The 18855-nt window shown below is 48.0% G+C and carries 15 protein-coding genes; 1 reads left to right on the forward strand and 14 read right to left on the reverse strand.

From position 1 onward, the window contains the following. Nucleotides 1-112: 112 nt before the first annotated feature. From BLA28_RS26205 to BLA28_RS26225, 5 genes are all read right to left on the reverse strand, one after another. Entirely contained in the window at nucleotides 113-1150 is a 1038-nt protein-coding gene (locus BLA28_RS26205; RefSeq protein ID WP_069157213.1) for a DUF4179 domain-containing protein, read from the reverse strand. Next, nucleotides 1147-1710 carry an RNA polymerase sigma factor gene (locus BLA28_RS26210; RefSeq protein ID WP_009253239.1) on the reverse strand — a complete coding sequence of 188 codons (564 nt, stop codon included), beginning with the start codon at nucleotides 1708-1710 and terminating at the stop codon, nucleotides 1147-1149. Before BLA28_RS26210 ends, BLA28_RS26205 begins: the two co-directional genes overlap by 4 nt. 101 nt (nucleotides 1711-1811) lie before the next feature. Further along, the gene (gene ilvN / locus BLA28_RS26215; protein WP_069157212.1) at nucleotides 1812-2312 is read right to left on the reverse strand and encodes an acetolactate synthase small subunit; all 501 of its coding nucleotides are present in this window, start codon (nucleotides 2310-2312) and stop codon (nucleotides 1812-1814) included. Then, nucleotides 2309-4042 (reverse strand): biosynthetic-type acetolactate synthase large subunit, encoded by a 1734-nt coding sequence (ilvB, locus tag BLA28_RS26220; protein WP_069157211.1) that lies wholly within the window; start codon nucleotides 4040-4042, stop codon nucleotides 2309-2311. Before ilvB ends, ilvN begins: the two co-directional genes overlap by 4 nt. A gap of 126 nt (nucleotides 4043-4168) precedes the next feature. Continuing rightward, complete coding sequence (locus BLA28_RS26225) at nucleotides 4169-4744, reverse strand: TetR/AcrR family transcriptional regulator (RefSeq protein ID WP_009253243.1); 576 nt, start codon at nucleotides 4742-4744, stop codon at nucleotides 4169-4171. A 171-nt stretch (nucleotides 4745-4915) separates the two neighbouring features. On the opposite strand from BLA28_RS26225, the gene BLA28_RS26230 reads away from it, so the two are divergent. Continuing rightward, entirely contained in the window at nucleotides 4916-5566 is a 651-nt protein-coding gene (locus BLA28_RS26230) for a hypothetical protein (RefSeq protein WP_069157210.1), read from the forward strand. Here the strand turns inward: BLA28_RS26230 and BLA28_RS26235 are convergent. The 9 genes from BLA28_RS26235 to BLA28_RS26275 all read right to left on the reverse strand — a co-directional run bounded on the left by BLA28_RS26235 (nucleotide 5520) and on the right by BLA28_RS26275 (nucleotide 18657). Next, nucleotides 5520-6872, reverse strand: coding sequence for an MATE family efflux transporter (locus BLA28_RS26235; RefSeq protein ID WP_009253245.1), 1353 nt, complete (start codon nucleotides 6870-6872; stop codon nucleotides 5520-5522). The genes BLA28_RS26230 and BLA28_RS26235 overlap by 47 nt on opposite strands. 258 nt (nucleotides 6873-7130) lie before the next feature. Further along, nucleotides 7131-8639 carry an ATP-binding protein gene (locus tag BLA28_RS26240; RefSeq protein WP_009253246.1) on the reverse strand — a complete coding sequence of 503 codons (1509 nt, stop codon included), beginning with the start codon at nucleotides 8637-8639 and terminating at the stop codon, nucleotides 7131-7133. A gap of 107 nt (nucleotides 8640-8746) precedes the next feature. Next, nucleotides 8747-9853 (reverse strand): glycoside hydrolase family 5 protein, encoded by a 1107-nt coding sequence (locus BLA28_RS26245; RefSeq protein ID WP_069157209.1) that lies wholly within the window; start codon nucleotides 9851-9853, stop codon nucleotides 8747-8749. 54 nt (nucleotides 9854-9907) lie between these two features. After that, on the reverse strand, nucleotides 9908-11359 hold the full coding sequence (locus tag BLA28_RS26250; RefSeq protein WP_069157208.1) for a glycoside hydrolase family 30 protein: 1452 nt from the start codon (nucleotides 11357-11359) through the stop codon (nucleotides 9908-9910). Between the two features lie 159 nt (nucleotides 11360-11518). Further along, on the reverse strand, nucleotides 11519-13075 hold the full coding sequence (locus BLA28_RS26255; protein WP_044968031.1) for an ABC transporter substrate-binding protein: 1557 nt from the start codon (nucleotides 13073-13075) through the stop codon (nucleotides 11519-11521). A 37-nt stretch (nucleotides 13076-13112) separates the two neighbouring features. Beyond that, entirely contained in the window at nucleotides 13113-14027 is a 915-nt protein-coding gene (locus tag BLA28_RS26260) for a carbohydrate ABC transporter permease (RefSeq protein ID WP_009253251.1), read from the reverse strand. Between the two features lie 17 nt (nucleotides 14028-14044). Next, nucleotides 14045-14971, reverse strand: coding sequence for an ABC transporter permease (locus BLA28_RS26265; RefSeq protein WP_044968033.1), 927 nt, complete (start codon nucleotides 14969-14971; stop codon nucleotides 14045-14047). Nucleotides 14972-15271: 300 nt separating this feature from the next. Next, nucleotides 15272-17098, reverse strand: a complete 1827-nt coding sequence (locus BLA28_RS26270; RefSeq protein WP_069157207.1) for a cache domain-containing sensor histidine kinase — start codon at nucleotides 17096-17098, stop codon at nucleotides 15272-15274. Next, on the reverse strand, nucleotides 17095-18657 hold the full coding sequence (locus BLA28_RS26275; RefSeq protein WP_009253255.1) for a response regulator transcription factor: 1563 nt from the start codon (nucleotides 18655-18657) through the stop codon (nucleotides 17095-17097). Before BLA28_RS26275 ends, BLA28_RS26270 begins: the two co-directional genes overlap by 4 nt. Between the last annotated feature and the right edge of the window lie 198 nt (nucleotides 18658-18855).

Here is an 18855-nt window from a genome sequence, read left to right on the forward strand (position 1 = left end):
AAGAGCCTCCTTGTTTTTCAGGCAGGCTTCCGGCGGGAAACGGGAATATCCCCCTGACCGGCACCGAAAGCAAACCTTCCGCTATCAGGAATTATACCATACCGGACTGATTTTACAAAGAAAAGGTTACGCGCCAGTTTCCCTGCACGTTTCTGCCTGCTTTGTAAAAGCTTCCATACAGCTTATACTTTCCCAGCTCTTCTTTGGGGATACGGAACAGAAACTCCTGATAGTCCACACGTTCCTCCTTCTCTTCCATAAAAAATATGGAGGAATAAGAATCCACCCGGTTTCCTTCCCTGTCCGTCAGATACAGGTAACCATGCGTATCCAGTGTGGTTTTATCCCTGACAGCCAGCTGGATATGCAGCATATCATCCAGATAACCGGCAGCCGTAATATAAATTTTATCCATAGGGGAATACAGCATTTCCTGGGGCTGCAGGACGATTTTCGAAAAATCTTCCGCTTCCATTTCCGCAGGCATTTTTTCGGAAAATGCATAGCCGGTAATCCGGGAGGCCTCCATAAAAGACACATTTTCTCTTTCCGCCAGCCGTGCAGGCTGCAGATCCACGGGCACATCTTCTTCCGCCGCTTTCCCGCTGATGAACTCCCTGACGGAAAACGTGATCTTGCCGCCCTCAACAGGCTTTCCATCCGTTCTTATGATTTCCACAAGGAAGGTCGCCTTACCCGTCTCTTCCTCATAGGATACCCTTTGGCAGCTTCCTGCGCTGTCAAAGCTTCTTTTTATGGAATAGCTGTCAAACAAATCCGTCGTCGCATCAATCCGATCTCCCTCCAAATCCTGGAGAGAAACATATATCAGGGCCGTATCACCCCGGACACAGGCGGCTTCCACCTCCATCCGGATTCCGTTATCTTCACAGGATTCCCGGACAGGGATAAAAAACTGTGCCGCAGCGGGTGATATCTGATACAGTACCTGATAAAAAGCCGGCACCTCCGCCGCCAGAAGGGGAACTCCCGTAAAAAAGCAGAAAGCCAGCAGTACGGCGGCAGCAGCTGTTTTCCACAGCCTTCCTTCTCGGCTTATTCTATTTTTCTTATCTGTCTGCACCAGGATCTCTTCTATATAAGAATCTCCCACCTCTCCCAGCGCCTCCCACAATCGTTCCGCCTTCATATCCAAATCCCCCTTTCTTCCAGGAATTTTCTGAGTTTCTTGCGGCTTCTCTCCAGGATAACCGCGGCGTGGTGTTCTGTAACCCCGCATGCTTTTCCTATCTCTTTCAAAGCCTGCGCGGCCCAGTACCGTCTGAGAAAAATTGTCCTTTCCCGTTTTCCCAGGGTATCCAGGAACTCCTCCAGATATCCTGACAGCTCCTTCCGTTCTATCTGTGCCTCTACCTCCCGCCAGGCCGGAGCCGGTATACATTCCTCCAGTTCTTCCAGCAGGCAGTCGCTGCGGCTATCCCTTTTCGCCGCCGTATTGGAGCGGAATTTCTTAACCGCAAGATTTCTGGCTATCCTGCATACATAGGCACGCAGCACAGCGGGCCGCGCGGGAGGTATGCTGTTCCATACGCCCAGGTAGGTATCGTTAAGGCATTCCTCCGTGTCCTGCTCATTTTCCAGAATATTTCCTGCAATTTTCCTGCACAGCCTGCCATATTTCGCGGCGGTTTCCTCTATCGCCTGTTCGGAACGGCTCCAGAACAGCGCGATAATCTTTTCATCCTCCATTTCCTACTCCCTCAGTTCCCGGTCCTGTATGTCAGGACAGTGTGTATGTTTCTGTCTTCCCTTACTAACTACCCTTATGTAATAACATATCACACTCTGATTCAGCAGTCTTCCTGATTAATTGCTTCCGCCGCCACACTCCCTCCCCTGACAATTTCGATCCGGCCCGGATAATCTCTTTGCAGCCTGACGATCAGTTCCTCATTCTGCTCCTCTGACTGCACACTCTCCAACAGGACAGACGACCGGCTATAGTCTGCGACCCTGGTTCCCGCCACCTGGGAAAGCCGGAACAGCTCCGTTATTTCCTTGTCGGAACAGCCTCTGATTTTGACATACATCATTTCCTTTCTGCATACGGCACACCCGGTATAATCCACCACCTTAATAACCTCGATACAGCGGTTGAGCTGTTTTTTCACCTGTTCAAAGGTTTTGTCGTCGCTGGTGAGGCTGATTGTCATACGGGAAACCGTTTCATCCTCCGTCCTGCCCACGGTAAGGCTGTCCAGGTTGTATGCTTTGGCGGAGAACAGGCCTGCTATTCTGGCAAGCACCCCTATTTCATTTTCCACGAAAAGACAAATCCATCTTTTTTTCATACCCGCTCCTCCTTCTCATTCAAAATCATCTCCTCAAGAGTTTTTCCCGGCGGGACAATAGGCATGACATTTTCTTCCCTGTCAATGATAAATTCAATGACTGTGGGGCCTCCGGCTGTCTGCTTTGCGGTCTGTAGGGCAGAGGCGATTTCCTCTTCCTGTGTCACCCGGATTCCCTTTGCCCCATAGCTTTCCGCAAGGCGTATAAAATCCGGCGTATAAGCGGGACAATCCTTACCGGGACGGCTGCAGTCAGAAGGACAGCTTTTCCGGTAGCGCATGCAGGTGGAGGAGTATCTCTTTCCGTAAAACATTTCCTGCCACTGCCTTACATTTCCCAGATAACCATTATTCCATATGCATATGATCACAGGCAGCTCATATACCACTGCGGCAGCCAGCTCCTGGATATTCATCTGCATCCCGCCGTCTCCGGCAATAACAACCACATCTGTTCCGGGGTTTCCCAGCTTCGCGCCTATCCCCGCCGGAAGGCCATACCCCATCGTACCAAGGCCGCCTGATGTCAGCAGCTGTTTATGCTCGTCCAATTCCAGAAACTGTGTGACCCACAGCTGATTCTGGCCCACATCTGTCACTATAATAGCTTCGGGAAAGGCTTCATTGATATGCCTCATGATTATCTCCGGCGTCATTCCTTTCTGCCCCCGCTCTATGGGATGCTGTTTCTTCCATTTTCCAATCTGCTCTCTCCACGCACCTGTTTCCAGAGGACAGGCTCTTTCACGAAACGCGCGGATCGCCTGTCCTGCATCGGCAACAATCGGAATATCCACGGAAATATTCCGGGATATGGAGGCCGGATCAATATCCACATGGATAATGGAGGCCCCGGGCGCAAAGCTGCCCGGCTTTCCGGTAATACGATCATTGAATCTTGTGCCGATGGAAAAAAGAAGATCGCACCGGCTGACTGCCTTATTGGCGGCATATGAACCGTGAATGCCGATATTTCCCACATACAAAGGATGTGTGGTGGGAATGGCACCTTTTCCCATAATCGTTGTAACTACAGGAATTCCCGTGGCCTCGGCAAGATAACGCATTTCTTCCTTTGCCCGGCTGATAATCACTCCTCCGCCAAGCAGGAAAAGCGGTCTTTTGGCCTGCTTCAATGCCTCCATTGCCCTCCGGACCTGGCCCGCATGTGCGCCGGTCACTTGTCTGCAGCCTCTTATCTCCACATTTTCCGGGTAACAGCCGCTGCCGTATTCTTTTTGTATATCTTTGGGCAGATCCACCACCACCACACCCGGCCTGCCGGTTTTTGCAATCACAAACGCCTTCTTTATTATGTCGCCCAGTTCTTCCCGTTTTCTCACCGTAACCGCATATTTGCATATACTTCTGGTGATTCCCACAATATCCACCTCCTGAAAGGCGTCATTCCCAATCAGGCCGGTGGGCACCTGTCCCGTAAAACAGACAAGCGGGACACTGTCAAAATTGGCGGTTGCGATCCCCGTCACCAGATTGGCAGCCCCCGGGCCGCTTGTTACCAGGCATACTCCCACTCTGCCTGTAGAACGGGCATATCCGTCCGCGGCATGAATCAGTCCCTGTTCATGCCGCGGCAGGATAACATCAATTTCTTTTTCCCCATAAAGAGCGTCAAACAAATCAATCGCCTGTCCTCCGGGATATGCAAAGAGAGTATTTACCCCTTCCGCCTTAAGTGCCTTTACAAACAGTTCTGCTCCTGTTATCATCCTGTTGCTCCTCCTTATTCATTATATAAATGCAAGTGCTTGCATGCATTGAATGTATTTTTTTGGTACTGCAAAGGCAGTACCAGATTTTTCATTTCCATCTGCAGTTCCATTCATAAACGAAATTTATATTGAAATACCATTGATAAACAAATCCACGCTCTTTTTAATGTACTCCGTTTGCTCCAGCTTCGTGAGCTCCTGATTAAAGGAAGCCTTTAAAAAGGTAAAACCGAAGGTGGAAGAAAAAATAACCATGGCCATACTCTCAAAATCGGCCGGAGCTATTTTTCCCCTTTGTTCCATTTCTTTCAGATACTCCGTAAGCGAAGACACAAAGGCATGAGGTATCTGCATGATCAGCGGCGCGGTTTCCCCATAAAGCTGAGGCGCGCGCAGTCCGATGGAAAGCTTCACAAAATCCGGCGTTATTCTTTCCATATATGCGGTCAGGAACATTTCCAGATCCGGGCGCAGCTCCCACCTGACATTTTTAAATATCTCCGGGGTCACATTGGCACGCCATTTCTCCTGAGTGATCCCCTGGAGCACGATATCCTTCTTATTCCCGAACTTACGGAACAGGGTACATTCATTCACTCCCGCCGCCCGGGCTATATCCTTCGTGGTCGTGGCTACATAGCCCTGATCACGGATTAGAGTCATCGCAGCGTCAATAATTTTCTGGCTTGTCTCATCCATATCGCCACCTCCATGCAAGTGTATGCTTTCATTTTATTCTCATTTTCCCTCTCTGTCAATCCAATCCTCCGAAACAGGCGGCAGGATTTGCGGCTTGCGCGGGCATGCCGGACACCGTATACTTGGACTATACAGGATACACCAATGTGCCGCATAAAAAGGAGGCTCTGCATGAAAAAACGATTATTGTATCTCCCTCTCCTACTCTGCCTGCTGTTCTTTACCGCCTGCGGGCAGGCTGGGAACGAAAACATCCCAGCTATTGAAACCTTTCCGCTCACCCCTTCCCGTGAAGGGACAGAAACCGTTACGGCCCTTATTGAAAAGCTCCCCGCCGGTTATGAAGAGGACACCTGTTTCAACGTGACCCCGGAATCCATTTCTGAGAAATATGGCTTTACCATTTATAAATATGATTCCTCTTGTGCGTCTTTTCTCATGTATGAGGAAGCAGTATATCCTCTGGGAGAATGGTTCGGCGGATACGGCGCCACTTCCTTTGCCGTCGCCGATATGAACGGGGATGGGGAAAAGGAAGTCTATTTCACCTTTTCCTGGGGGTCAGGGATACACCGTTCCCAAATCGGCTACTTTGATACGGCGGACAAAACCGTTACCGTTTTCGATTATTCTGATTATACCGGAGATATGGTATTAAAAACAGACGGCAAAAGCAGCCTGTATGCCTGCCATGCCGTCTGTGACGCTTCTTCCTTTGTGGATATCCAATTGACAGGTGAAACAAAGGCCGCTTCCATCGTCTGTGAATCCGGACTTATTTCTCTGGTTCCGGAGGAAGCTTCTTCCTCGACAGAAGGATAAAATATCCAAGACATAAGGCTATCTGGACAATAGAGGAGCAGGGGGTAGCCAGCCCCACCTTAAACAGGGATACCGGCTTCAGCCGGCTCATGAAAAGAGATACGGGAATTCTGACACAGAATGCCCCCACGATTCCCTGGATCATGACAAACAGCGTTTTCTGGCAGCCGTTGAAATATCCTATCATACAGAACATAATGGATACCAGCAGACAGTCTATGGCATAAGCCTTCAGATATTCCGCGGCCGCAGCAATAACGGCGGCATCCCTGGCAAAAAGCCCCGCCAGCAGATCTCCGTGGAAAAAGGCGAGCCAGGCCATGAACACCCCCACCGCGAGAGAAAGCCCCACTCCCGTGAACAGCGCCTTTTTGGCCCGTTCTGCTTTGCCCGCGCCCATATTCTGCGCTACAAAGGCGGACATGGACTGGTTAAAGGCCGACGGCACGAGCATGATAAAGCCGCACAGCTTTTCCGCCACACCCACTCCGGCAGAGGGTATTACCCCCAGGGAATTCACGATAGCGGTAATGGCCAGGAAGGATATGCTTACAAGCAAATCCTGGAAGGCAATGGGCAGACCGAGACGGAATACGCTTCCCATCCTCTTTTTATCGAAAACAATATCCTTCCTGCCGAAAGAAAAGGGAAGCTTCTTCTTCCGTATTATCAGTATGGAAATAACCACACTGAGCGCCTGGGCGCACACCGTGGCAATGGCGGCTCCCGCAGTTGCCAGCCCAAATACGCCGACCAGCAGAAAATCTCCTGCAATATTAAATACACAGGCGATTGCTACCGTTATGAGGGGCATCCGCGAATCACCGATTCCGCGGAAAATACTTCCCAGCACGTTATAGGCTACAATAAAAAGCGAACCTGCCGAACAGATACGCACGTACATCACGGTAGCGTCAAATGCTTCCGGAGGAGTCTGCATGATCCGGGCAACCGGTACTGCACACAGCTCCATCAGGAACGTAATCACAATGCCGATAAGGAGGAATAAAACCACACTGGCCCCGATGATTTTTCCTGCTTCCTCCGGTTTGCCCTCACCCAGCTTTCTTCCAAGCAATACGGTAGTCCCCATGGCGATACCCACTACAAAGGAAGTGATCAGCTGCATCAGCCAGCTTCCCGTGGAAACCGCAGAAACATCTGCCGCTGCGGCAAACTGCCCTACCACAAGCATATCCACGGCTCCATACATCGTCTGAAGAAACAGGGCTGCCAAAACGGGCAGTGCAAAACGTACAAGGGATAAAAGGATGTTTCCTTCTGTAAAATTCTGCGTTTCTTTCATTTTGATTTCATCTCCTTTATTCTCTGCAGTATTTATCCACCAGGGCAGCACAGGACAGCTTCCTGCAAATGCGGTTTTATACCGACAAAAAAAACCGGACAAGAAGCAGGCATCTCAGCCAGCATCTTATCCGGTTCCCATTTTCCAACGAATGGTCCACCTCCGATGAACGATGTTATTATATAATGGACCTTTTTCGTTTGTCAATCCTTTTCCTTATTAGCGTTTCCTTATTAACGGCAGCACGGATGTTACTGTTTATTCTCTGTTTTTTGCAATTTCTGCGGCATAATATTTTTGTTTAGAACTCTTTGGTTTATCCGGCAGAGTCATATTAATATAACCTTTTTCAATCAAGGGCTTCATAATTTTATTCATCGTATAATACCTTGAAAAACCAACAAATCCAATAATTTCTTCCCTTGAACGCGGAATTTTACAATATTCCAGAAGTGCATTATCCCGTTCGCCCACTCTATGGAAAATCCGGTCAGACTTTCTATTCATTTCCTGTCCATCTATAAACTCTTCATAGTAAACTATGGGGAGATTATTTCGCAGTATAACCTTAAATTCACCATTTCTGACAGAGAACTCCGGTTTAGGTAAATTTGCTTTCATCATCTCCTTTTGAATTGTAGGAATACCAGAATAACGATTTTCCGTTTCTCCCAGAATTTCCAAAATATTAGCTAAAGCCGGATTCCGTGTCTCAGGCCGAACCTTTCCTAATAAATCCACAGAGATTCTGCCATACAATCCCCCTTTATTCGTAACCTCAATCCGATCATTATACATACAGATTGTTATTGGCGTCCCTTCAGTATGGATACTATAATCACGGTGTATAAGAGCATTCAGAATGACTTCCCTGACAGCCTTCATTGGAAATTCCGGCTTGTCATTTCGATTTCCATCCTCATCTATCACAGTTTTTATTCTGCTGTTTCTTTTAACAAACTCCACAGCTCCATGAAGCATCTCACTGATTGTGCCGTTTATTCGCTTATTGGATATAAAACGTTCATCATCACTCCCCGTATCTCCCATCTCCGTACCCGGAACCACTACCGCTGTTATTCCAAGCTGTGGAAAATAAGCCTGCGGATACTTCCCGAAAACAAGAACTCCTGATAATGTCGGGCACCCATTTGATGTTATACCCATCAGTTCCAGAATTTCCATATCCGTTATATTATGAGATAAATTCTCACGTTCACTTTTTACAGCGGCAAGATAAGACTGTAATAAATCTTCCTGGAATAAACTCGTTTTCGCTCCTTCGATCACACGGATATCATCCCGTATTCTGCGTCTGAATGCATCATAGGTATAGATTTCATATTCATTCATCGGTTCATCCGATTCACCGACGCGTACAAATGAACCTCTCTGCCGCCCGGCACCTTTATAAAAAACAGGACGTTCTGCTACGTCCACTCCTGGTATCTCCGCAGAAACAACGAATTTCCCATCAAGTTCTGCAACAGTAAACAGCGGCCTGACTTCCGGTTCCATCTGTTTACATTGTTCCGCCACCTTATGCTGCAGATCCTGTATATCATAAACACCAACTATGTTAAAATGTTCTTTCTCATCCAGTCCGAATAAAATGATACCGCCACTATCCTGATTTGAAAAGCTCGAAAGACTGTCATACAATCTTGTTGGACAGCCTTTTCCGGCAGATTTAATTTCTATTGTCTGAAACTCACATTGATAATGCTTTACCTTATTAACCAACTGCAGCAATTCTTCTGCCTGCATAGCAACTCCTCCTGATTTGGCAACTCTTTTAATCAATTATAGCAACTCAGTTTCCAAAAATCAAGAGTTTGAAAACTAAGTTGCTATTCTTAAGTTGCTATTTGAAATCACCTTCCGCTTTCCAGATTTCCCGGGAGCCAGCCCTTCTCCACGCATTTCCGGAAATCCCAGCCGTCCGGTTCGGATATCAGCTTATAGCTCCAGAAGAAATAACCGCTGCCTGCCTCCCAGGCCATGAGCTGGGCATCTCCTATAAGCTTATAGGAAAGCTGTTTTTCCAGTTCCGTATACTCCTTATCCGGCTTCAGATTATGAGCCAGGCACCATTCCCCCACAATGACGGGAACTGCCTTCTCCATATTTTTGAGCTTTTTTACATCCTCCTTGAGAATCTCTCTCATATATTCCAGTTCCGATGTGTCTTCGTCAGCAATTCCCATGCCAAGATACCAGTGGGCATCCAGCACCACATTTTCAAAACCGGCTTCCCTGAAAAAGGGTTCCCAGACTTCGAAGCGGAAGCCGTCATGGAACACGATCTTTTTCTCTGCGGGCAGAATTTTCCGCAGCATATGATACCCTCTTGTATAAAAATCGTACAGCACCTCCAGCGGGACAAAGGATGAGCCTGCCGCCCTCTCCGGATTATGAGGAAGATACTTTCCCCGGATCATCTGCCAGAGGGACTCGGAAATCGGCTCATTCAGCAGCTGGATTCCCCAGAGGGAAGGGCGTGAGCCATAACGCAGGGCCAGCATTTCCAGCACCTTCAGGACACGGTCCACCTTTTCCGGATCCTGCGCCCATTTACAGACGCCGCAGATCCCGCCGTTGTCAAAGCCATTCTGGCTTTCCGGCGCGGTATGTAAATCAATCAAAATAGAAAGGCCCGTTTCCTCCGCCCAGTCAAACGCTTTATCCAGATATTCGATACACGGCACATAGGGTTCACAATAGACGGGATCATCCCCGAATATAAAATGAGGCACCGGGATACGCACCGTATTCAGCCCGCAGCTGCGGATATAAGAAAAATCCTCTTTGGTGATATAGCTGTCCCGATGTGCCGTGAGCCTCTTTACCAGTTCCTCCCGGGGAAGCTGCCGGCATAGCTCATCCTCATCCTCCGCCGATGTTCCTTCAAATAACGCCGGATGCATCCATTTTTCAAGCACCAGCCAGTTTCCCAGATTTACTCCCCTGATTTTATCCATTCCGCTATCCTCCTTAAAAGATATATTGCTATGTCTTCCCCGTCCGTACTGTTGTCAGAATACAAAAGTGACAATGCTGTGGGCAGGAATCCTGTATTCCGCTATTTTTTCATGGAAACGCAGGATTGTCTTCTTTTCCTGCTCGCCGGGATTCATCGCCACCACCGCTTTGCTTCCGTCCGGGTTGCGGAATGCACATATCTCAAGCCCCGGCGTATAGACAGAGCTTCCGATCCTTTTTGCTCCCCGTTTGACAAAACGGCTGAAATGGCCGATGTAATAATAAGAAGAGGCATAGTGAAGGCTTTTCTCCTCATGGTCGCACAGAATCGGTGACTCCCCGAACCAGATCCCCTCTTCCTTCATCAGCTTTTGGAACCGCGGATCCTTCCAGTTTATTTCCAGGCCCAGTTCCTGTCTCTTTGCCGTAATCCGTTCCCACTGCAGCTGCTCATCCAGCCAGTGATCCGGGCCGCCGTTTTCATCCAGAAGCATATTCCAGTCTGTCCAGGCGCCCACCCAGTTGTTTAAATCCCCAATGATATCATGGGCATAGGCTTCTCCCGATTCCCATGGCAGTTCCTCCCTGTCTTTGCACTGTTCCGAAGCGATCAGCAGCTTCTCCGGGAAAAGACGATGGGTTACGTCCAGCGCTCCGAAATGATCGCCGGAATACCAGTGCACGGCGATACCGTCAAAGGCCGTTCTCGCCCGGTCGCTGCACAGTGTTACCAGACTGCGATCCACCACTCTCTCTTTGTTATGATCCCAGAAGAAGATTTTCTTGTCGCCCAGCCCTTCTCTTTCATAGACCGGCTTCAGGTAACCGGTCACAAAATCTCGTTCTTCCCCGGCTTCATAATGGCAGGATTCCCAGCCCTGCTCCGCCTTGGCTTCATTCTGTACGGTAACGCCCCAAATCGGGATCCCCTCTTCCTCATAGGCTTTGATATAACGCGCCGTATATCTGGCCCATGCATCCTGGCATTCCTTGCGCAGAAAGCCTCCCTTATCCATTTTTCCGTTGGTCTTCATCCATGCGGGCGGACTCCAGGGAGAGGCGAAAAGCCTTAAATCCGGTGCTTTCTCTTTTGCCGCCAGCACCATGGGAATCACGTCTTCCTTATCTCTCTCAATTGAAAAATCCTTCAGTTCATAATCTTCCGGTGTGTCGTCATAGGAATACATTTCCGTGGAAAAATCACAGCTGTTTATCGTGAGCCGGCAGAAATTATAGCCGATGCCCTTTTCTTTATCGAAATAAGCTTCCAGGACCTCCCGGCGCTGACTGTCGGAAAGAGCCATGAAATTCACCGCCGATGCCTGGGTGAACGCCCCTCCGAAGCCCATTATTTCCTGATACTCCACCTGATCATATACATTCAGCACATTGCCTTCATTCCCGTCATTTCCGGGCTTATCCGCTTCAAAACGCAGCCCCGCCTGCTCCTGAAGCTTTTTATTGTTCCCCATCTGCGTCAGATATACCTTAATTGTCTGTTCCATTCTGTCCTCTTTTCCCCGGCTCCTGCCGGATCACCTTTTACCCCATATCTATAATATCATTTTTTTCTGCCTGAAAAAGGCGGCAGAAAAAATTTCTCCGCCGCCATAATTCTCTTCTTACTTCCGCGCGGCCTTTACAAGACCTTTTTATGCCTTATTTTACTGTCCGAGTCCGGCTATGTATGCGTCCAGCTGCTGCTGCAGAACCTCGCGCACCTTTTCAATACCGGCGGCTTCCATCTTCTCCTGGTACTCCTTCAGTCCGCTTACCGGTTCCGTGTAGCCCAGCTCCAGAGGCCACCAGTACTGCTGATGTACGTTCTGGCAGGCCGCATATTCTGTTTCGATGGAAGAAGTATCCAGTACGAAGGAACGGTATTTCTGGCTTCCCACACCATCCTTGATATAGGCATCCCATTCTTTTTTCAGTTCAATGGTACGATCCGGTGTGCCGATCCCGTCACGGTTCAGCTCCGTGGTACGTGCCGCCCACATGGCGGATGCCGCGTAGTTGTCGGGATCCAATGTTTTCACTTCGCCTTTATCATTCAGTTCATAAGATACGCCTTCAATTCCATAGAAGAATGCATCAAAAGCTTCTCTGTCTGTCGTAATCAGTTCCCAAAGCGCCAGCGCCCGTTCCGGATGCTTGGAGGTATTGGAAATAACCATGGCGTCCTGGGTAAATGCCATATTGGAAACATCCTTCACCAGATTGGCATAATCGAAGCTGTATTCCGGCTTGTCAATGACCAGTCCTGTAAAAGTATCCACGTTATGTACTTTCAGGGCCGCTTTCCCGTTTTTCGTTTTATCGGAATCGGTATCGGATAAAGCGGATTTGCTGAAGAAGCCTTTCTCATTCCAACGATTCATCATTTCCAGGAATTCCGGAGTCTTTTCATATTCATAATAGGTGAAGATCTTGGGATTCTCTTCCATGGGATCAATGAAAAGGAAGTCATTGGAAGAACCTTTCAGAGAATATACCCCATTATTCCACATGTACAAATCATCCATTTCCGATCCGGAGGAATACATATCCAAAGGTTCAAACTCAGGACGGTTGGCCTTTACCAGATCCATGTATTCTTCCATATCCTCAAAGCTTTCCATCTTACCGTCCCAATCCGTGCCGTCAAGAATATCGGTACGGAACATGGGGCCGTATGCGGAATAGGTCGCCAGCAATGTGGGAACACAGTAATAATGTCCGTCAATGGTCGCCTGCTGCTTGGCTGTTTCCGACTGCATCGCATAGTTCTTGGGCGCATAGGTCGGCCACAAATCATCCAGATTCATGAAGGCCCCTTTCTTTGCAAGCGCTGAATAATTCAGCCATGTTGCGGTATAAGCCATGTCGAAGGCTTCTCCTGAAGAAAAAAGCAGCGGATATTTGTTTGCATATTCAGCCCATCCAATGTAATTAATCTTCAATGTACAATTCAGTTTTTCTTTGAACAGTTTGTTCATGTTATCCGTCAGTTCCTGCTGCTTGGCCGGTTCATTGCTGATTACATACATCACCAGCTCCACTTCCTCCGAAGTGTCCAGTCCTCCTTCCTCCTGTACCTGCGTCTGTGCCGCAGAATCAGCGGTTGTTCCTGCGGAACCGCTCCCGCTGCCTGAGCTGCCGCTGTTTCCGCAGCCTGCCAGCAGAGTTCCTGCCATTGCTGCCGTGAGCAGCAAAGAAATCAGTTTAGAAGCTTTTCTCATGTTCATAATCCTCCTATTTATATAGTTTTTTATCGGCTCAGCCTTTAACGGAACCGATTGTAACTCCTTTTACAAAATACTTCTGGACAAATGGATACAGCAGGATAATCGGTCCCGTGGCAACGACTGCCATCGCCAATTTTAAGGTATTAGAGGGCAGGCTTTCCACCCGTATTCCCGCCTGGCTTGCAATCCGGGCCAATGCCTGTGTCTGCTGAAGCAGATCATAAAGCATATACTGGAGCGGGTATTTTTCAGAAGTATTCATATAAAGCATGGCATTATACCAGTCATTCCAGTACCCCAGCGCCATAAACAGACCGATTGTGGCAAGCCCTGATTTCAGAAGCGGAAGGACGATCTGCAGAAAGGTCCGGAATTCTCCTGCCCCGTCAATCTTTGCCGATTCCACCAGTGCTATGGGAATAGCGGAAACAAAGCTTCTCATAATGAGCAGATAAAAAATATTTACCATTCCCGGCAATATAAGCGCCAGCAGATTATCTTTCAGATGAAGGTACTGAATGTAAAAAATATATGTACTGACCATCCCTCCATTAAACAGGGTCGTAAAGTAGAAGAAAAAGGAAATCGCATTGCGGTATTTAAAATCTTTTCTGCTGATTACGTAAGCGGCCATCGTTGTAATAAAAAGTCCTATCCCGGTTCCCACTGCCGTTATAAAAATAGACACCCCGTATGCACGTACTATTTTTTCCGGATATTTAAATACGACTTTATAGGCTTCCAGTGTAAAGTCTTTGGGAAGCATGCCATAACCGGTAAAGCGGATTGCCTGTTCGGAAGAAAACGATCCCGAAACCAGCATGATAAAGGGCAATAAACAGATGAGCGCCACCAGGCCTACCAGGATATAGCCTATAACATTAAAAATAACCGCCGCCGTCCCCATCTTTACTTTTCGGGATTCCATAACCTGTTTTTCTGCCATAAATGTTCCCTCCCTTCTTAGAATAATGCATAATCTTCATCAATTTTCTTAACCACCTTATTAACCAACATGATAATAATAAAGCAGAGAATAGATTGATAGAAAGTTGCCGCCGCCGTCATTCCAAGATTGGAATTCTGCATCAGGGAACGGAATACATAGGTATCGATTACGTCCGTTGCATTATAGAGCTGCCCGTTATTGCCGACTATCTGATAAAACATCTCAAAATCGCCTCTGAGGATTCTGCCCACCTGCAAAAGAAGCATAGTGATGACTGTAGGTTTGATACAGGGCAGTGTAATATACCAGATACGCTGAAAAATATTCGCACCGTCTATCTGAGCCGCCTCATAGCATTCCCCGTCGATCCCGGTTATTGCCGCTATGTATATAATCGAATTGTAACCGCACCATTTCCATGCATTGAAGCAGCATATAATGATGGGCCAAACCCAGGGCATGGAGTAGACGTTGACTTTTTCCATTCCCAATGCGGTGAGCCATCCATTCATAAGACCTGTCTCATAATTGAAAATGTTGTATACAAACGCGCCTACAATAACCCAGGAAATAAAATAAGGCAGAAAAATAATGGACTGGGTCACCTTTTTGTAAATCTTTCCCTGCATCTCCGAAATGATAATGGCCAATACGATTGCAAGGCCCTGTGAAGTGATCAGATTCAGCAGGTTGTACAGAATTGTGTTTTTAGTTATCAGCCAGCCGGTACCGGAGGAGAACAGATAACGAAAATTCTCCAGCCCATTCCAGTCACTGCCGAATACCCCTTTGTCAAAACGATAGTTTTTGAATGCCAGTATCAGTCCCGACATGGGAAGATAGGACAATACCAACACCAGGAGCACTGCAGGCAGCACCATGAGAAATAGAACCCTGTTCTTCTTCATTTCGCGGCCGAAGTTTATAAAGCGCTCTTTCACCCTTCCATCTCCCTTCTTTTCGTACGTTTTCTTGATACTATGATTATATATTTCCGAAGACCTAATTGAAATATGACAAAACTGAGATTTGCAGGATTATTTTACGCATAATGTGCATTTTGTATAATTATTTTATGAATTTTAAATTTTAGGCCGCACTTTACCTTTCTAATCCTTTTAGGATATATCATTTTGTATATTAAAATAATATTTTTCGGCATTTTCTCTTCTTTTTGCGCATAAAAAACGGTACAAACCCCTTCTCCGGGAGTTCATACCGTTTCTCATCTCCGCTCGCTCCTACTGCAGTTTTCTTTCGGCTTCCTCCGGCGTCATGGCCGGTATTCTTACCGTAACTGTCGTTCCTTTCCCAATTTCGCTTTCATAAAACACACCATATTCTTCTCCGTAACAAAGCTTGATACGGAAATTTACGTTTTTAGCACCATAACCATGACTGACATCATAACTGTTTTCCTCGAAAATCCGTTCTATCTGCTCCCGGCTCATGCCAAACCCATTATCCGTAATCCGAAAAACAAGATCCTGTCCTTCACATGCTGCCCGGATATGTATCCTGCATGTCTCCCTGTCGGGAGCTTTTGCAATACTATACATAATCGCATTTTCCACAAAGGGCTGGAGAATAATATTGATGCAGGCCAGTTCCTCCACGCCCTCATCCGCGTCAATCTGCAGATGAATGGCATTATCAAAGTGATAATTTTCTATTTTCACATATGCCCTGACATGATTCAGTTCCTCCTCCACCCGCACAATCTGTCTGCCCTTATTCAGGCTGATCCGGTAAAACTGTGCCAGATTTCGGGCGATTTCCATGATCTCCGGCGCATTGTAATCCATAGCCTCCCAATTTATCAGATCCAGAGTATTGTAAAGGAAATGCGGGTTTATCTGGGCCTGCAGCGCGCGCAGCTCCGCCGTTTTCACATTTTTACCCAGACGGTACTGCTCCAGCATCAGTTTACGCAGCTCCTTCGTCATATAGCCAAAGCTGCGGAACAGTTCCCCGATCTCATCGCTTTCCTCCACTTCCATATCCAGGGAAAGCTGCCCGTCCTGTACCTGTTTCATCCGGGTATTCAGCGCCACCAGCCTTTTCGTATAATACTTCCCCAATACCCATGATATCAAAAAAATAGACAGAACAATCAGTATGGAAAAAAAGATGAGTGTCATTCCCATCAGATAAGTCTGCCGGTAAAAAGCCTGCCTGGGAATAATCGATACCAGCGTCCATTCCGCCTGCTCCAGATTCTGCTGCCGGAAAAGATAAAAGGAATTACCTATCCGCAGTTCCTGCCACGAAGCATTGCGGCCGTACCCGGGCAGGTTTCCGCTTTCGGAAAGCGCCTCCATATTTTCCCGGCTGGATGCCGCAAGGATTTCTCCCCGTTCATCGATCAGATAGCTGAGCCCCTTCTGGGTGATATCGGAATTAACCACAATCCGCTCCAATTCATCTGCCCCAACACTGACTCTTGCCACACAGGCGCTGCCGTCACCTACTTCGTCACCGTACACTTTTTTCAGCATTGCTACTCTCTGCTTTTTCACACCCACGATTTCCAGTCCGCTGCGCTCCAGTCCGGTAAAGCCTATAAGCCCCTTATCCAGCCGATCACACAAGTCCGAGTAATAATCCTTTTTTTCCAAATCGGACTCGGGGAAAAAATGATACCGGTTCCAGGCGTATACCAGTTCATCCGGTACATAGATCCCGCACTGATACATTTTGTTGGAAAGCTCCAGCGATGTCATAATATCATTAATGCGCCAGTAATCCCTCCACTGATCCCCTGTCTCCTGCCTTCCCCAATAGTCGCCTTCACGCAGCATATCCTGCAGGTTCCTGTCCGAACCCACCAGTTCCAGAATATAATTCATATTCTGCAGATGATTCTGCAGGAAATTTACGGCCTGCTCAAAGGACTGATCGGCGGAATACATGATTTGTTCTTCATACCCTGATTCAATAATCCGGTAGCTGACGGAAAGAAGGAGGATAAAAATCAGGATCATGGGACCGGAAAAGGATACCGTAAGCTTTATTCTCATTGGCAGCTGGCGGAACTTGACTTTCATTTGATTCCATATTTTTTTCACCGGCTCTTATTCTCCCTGTATTCCGAAGGCGTCATCCCCGTCTGGTTTTTAAATATCCTGGCGAAATAGGCCGCATCTTCATACCCTACCCGATCCGCCACATGATACAGCTTCAGGCTGTTGTCCCTCAGCAGGAGCTTGGCCTGTTCGATGCGCAGGTTCGTCAGATACTGGTTGATAGTGGTTCCCGTCCTGCGTTTAAAAAGGCCGGAAAGATAAGACGGGGTGAGATAAACGGCATCCGCCAAATCCTTTATACACAGGTTTTTATCCGGATATTTCTGTTTCATGACCTCGATCACCTGAAATATAACCGCATTTCCCCCGCTTCCCTCCTTTTCCCGTTCTTCTATTGCCTCCATAGCCCGGGCGGCAAGAAAGGTATGAAGCTCCTGCAGCGTCTGTGCATTATCCCAGAAACGGTTATTTTCCTTCTGTTCCTTCCCTGTGCTCAGCAGCTCCTTTTCCAGCCTGAGTACATGATTGTAAAGCAGGAAATACATGTTTTTCACGGAGCTGTTCAGCGCGGCCTTCTGATCCGTGAGATCATCATAAATGTCCTTCAGGATGCGTCCCGCTTCCTCCTTATCCCTCCTGGAAAGGGCATTTACAAAGGCCTCCTCCCTCTCCCTGTCCAGTTCAAAATGTCTGTCCTGCGCAACCTCCTCGGAGAAAGCGCAGGAGGAAAAGCCTTTATAGGACAGGCTGCTGGCGGACTGACAGGCGGACTCATAGGAAGCATACAGCTGCTGCGGCTCTCCCACCATCCTTCCCAGGGCAAGGAAATGCCTGAACTCTCCTTTTGATTCCTCCGCCAGGGCACATAAGCTCCGTATCAGACCGCTGTCCCGTTCCAGCCTTTCCCTTGCTTCGGTAATCAGAAGGATCAAAGTCCGTTTATCATGAAAATCAGCGCTGCAGTAAAAATGAGCGGGTTCCATAAGCTCATGAAGCGCTTCTCTGTATGTATTCAGGAATTCCCTCCCTTCACTCACGGTTCCTGCAAGCTTGACGATCCCGATACGCATCCGGGTATCCGTTCCGGTCCATAAACCGCTCTTTCGCAGCTGACATTCCAGCTTATCCACATCCCCCGGTGTTGACAAAAGAGAAAACAAGACCTCTTTTTTCAGGAAATCCAGGCTTTCCGTATAGCTTTCCTGCAGATCCTTCTGTGCCCGGATCTGTTCAATCCTCTCGATTCCCTTTTCCACCGCACCGATAAGCTCTTCCGGCACCACAGGCTTTTCCACATATTGTATGGCTCCCAGCTCAATCGCCGCCTTCAGATATTCTTTATAGGAATAGCTGCTGACAAAAATAATCTGGCAGTCCGGCAGAAGGCTCCGCAGCTGTCTGCACATTTCAATGCCGTCCATTCCCCTCATCTTAATGTCCGAAAGCACGATGTCCGGCTGCCACCTGGCACATATCCCGAAGGCTTCATCCGCGCTTTCCGCCGTTTCCACCATATCCACGCCAATCTTTTTCCATGGGATGTGCCGCATCAGCCCCCGTCTGGTGATCAGCTCATCCTCTACAATAAGCAGCTTTATCATAACATCTCCCCTTTCCGGTCACTTCCCTCATTACACCCGGATTCCTTTTTATTATAGCACACCTGTCTTACCGATGGAATCATCGAGTAGGAGGCGGTGACTAACCGCCGTCCTCTCACAGCACCGTGCGTACCGTTCGGTACACGGCGCTTTCAATAGTTGACGTGCACGGACGGATAGGCTGTGGCTAAATCATAG

Origin of the sequence: Eisenbergiella tayi, assembly GCF_001881565.1 — a bacterium.
Taxonomy (GTDB): domain Bacteria; phylum Bacillota; class Clostridia; order Lachnospirales; family Lachnospiraceae; genus Eisenbergiella; species Eisenbergiella tayi.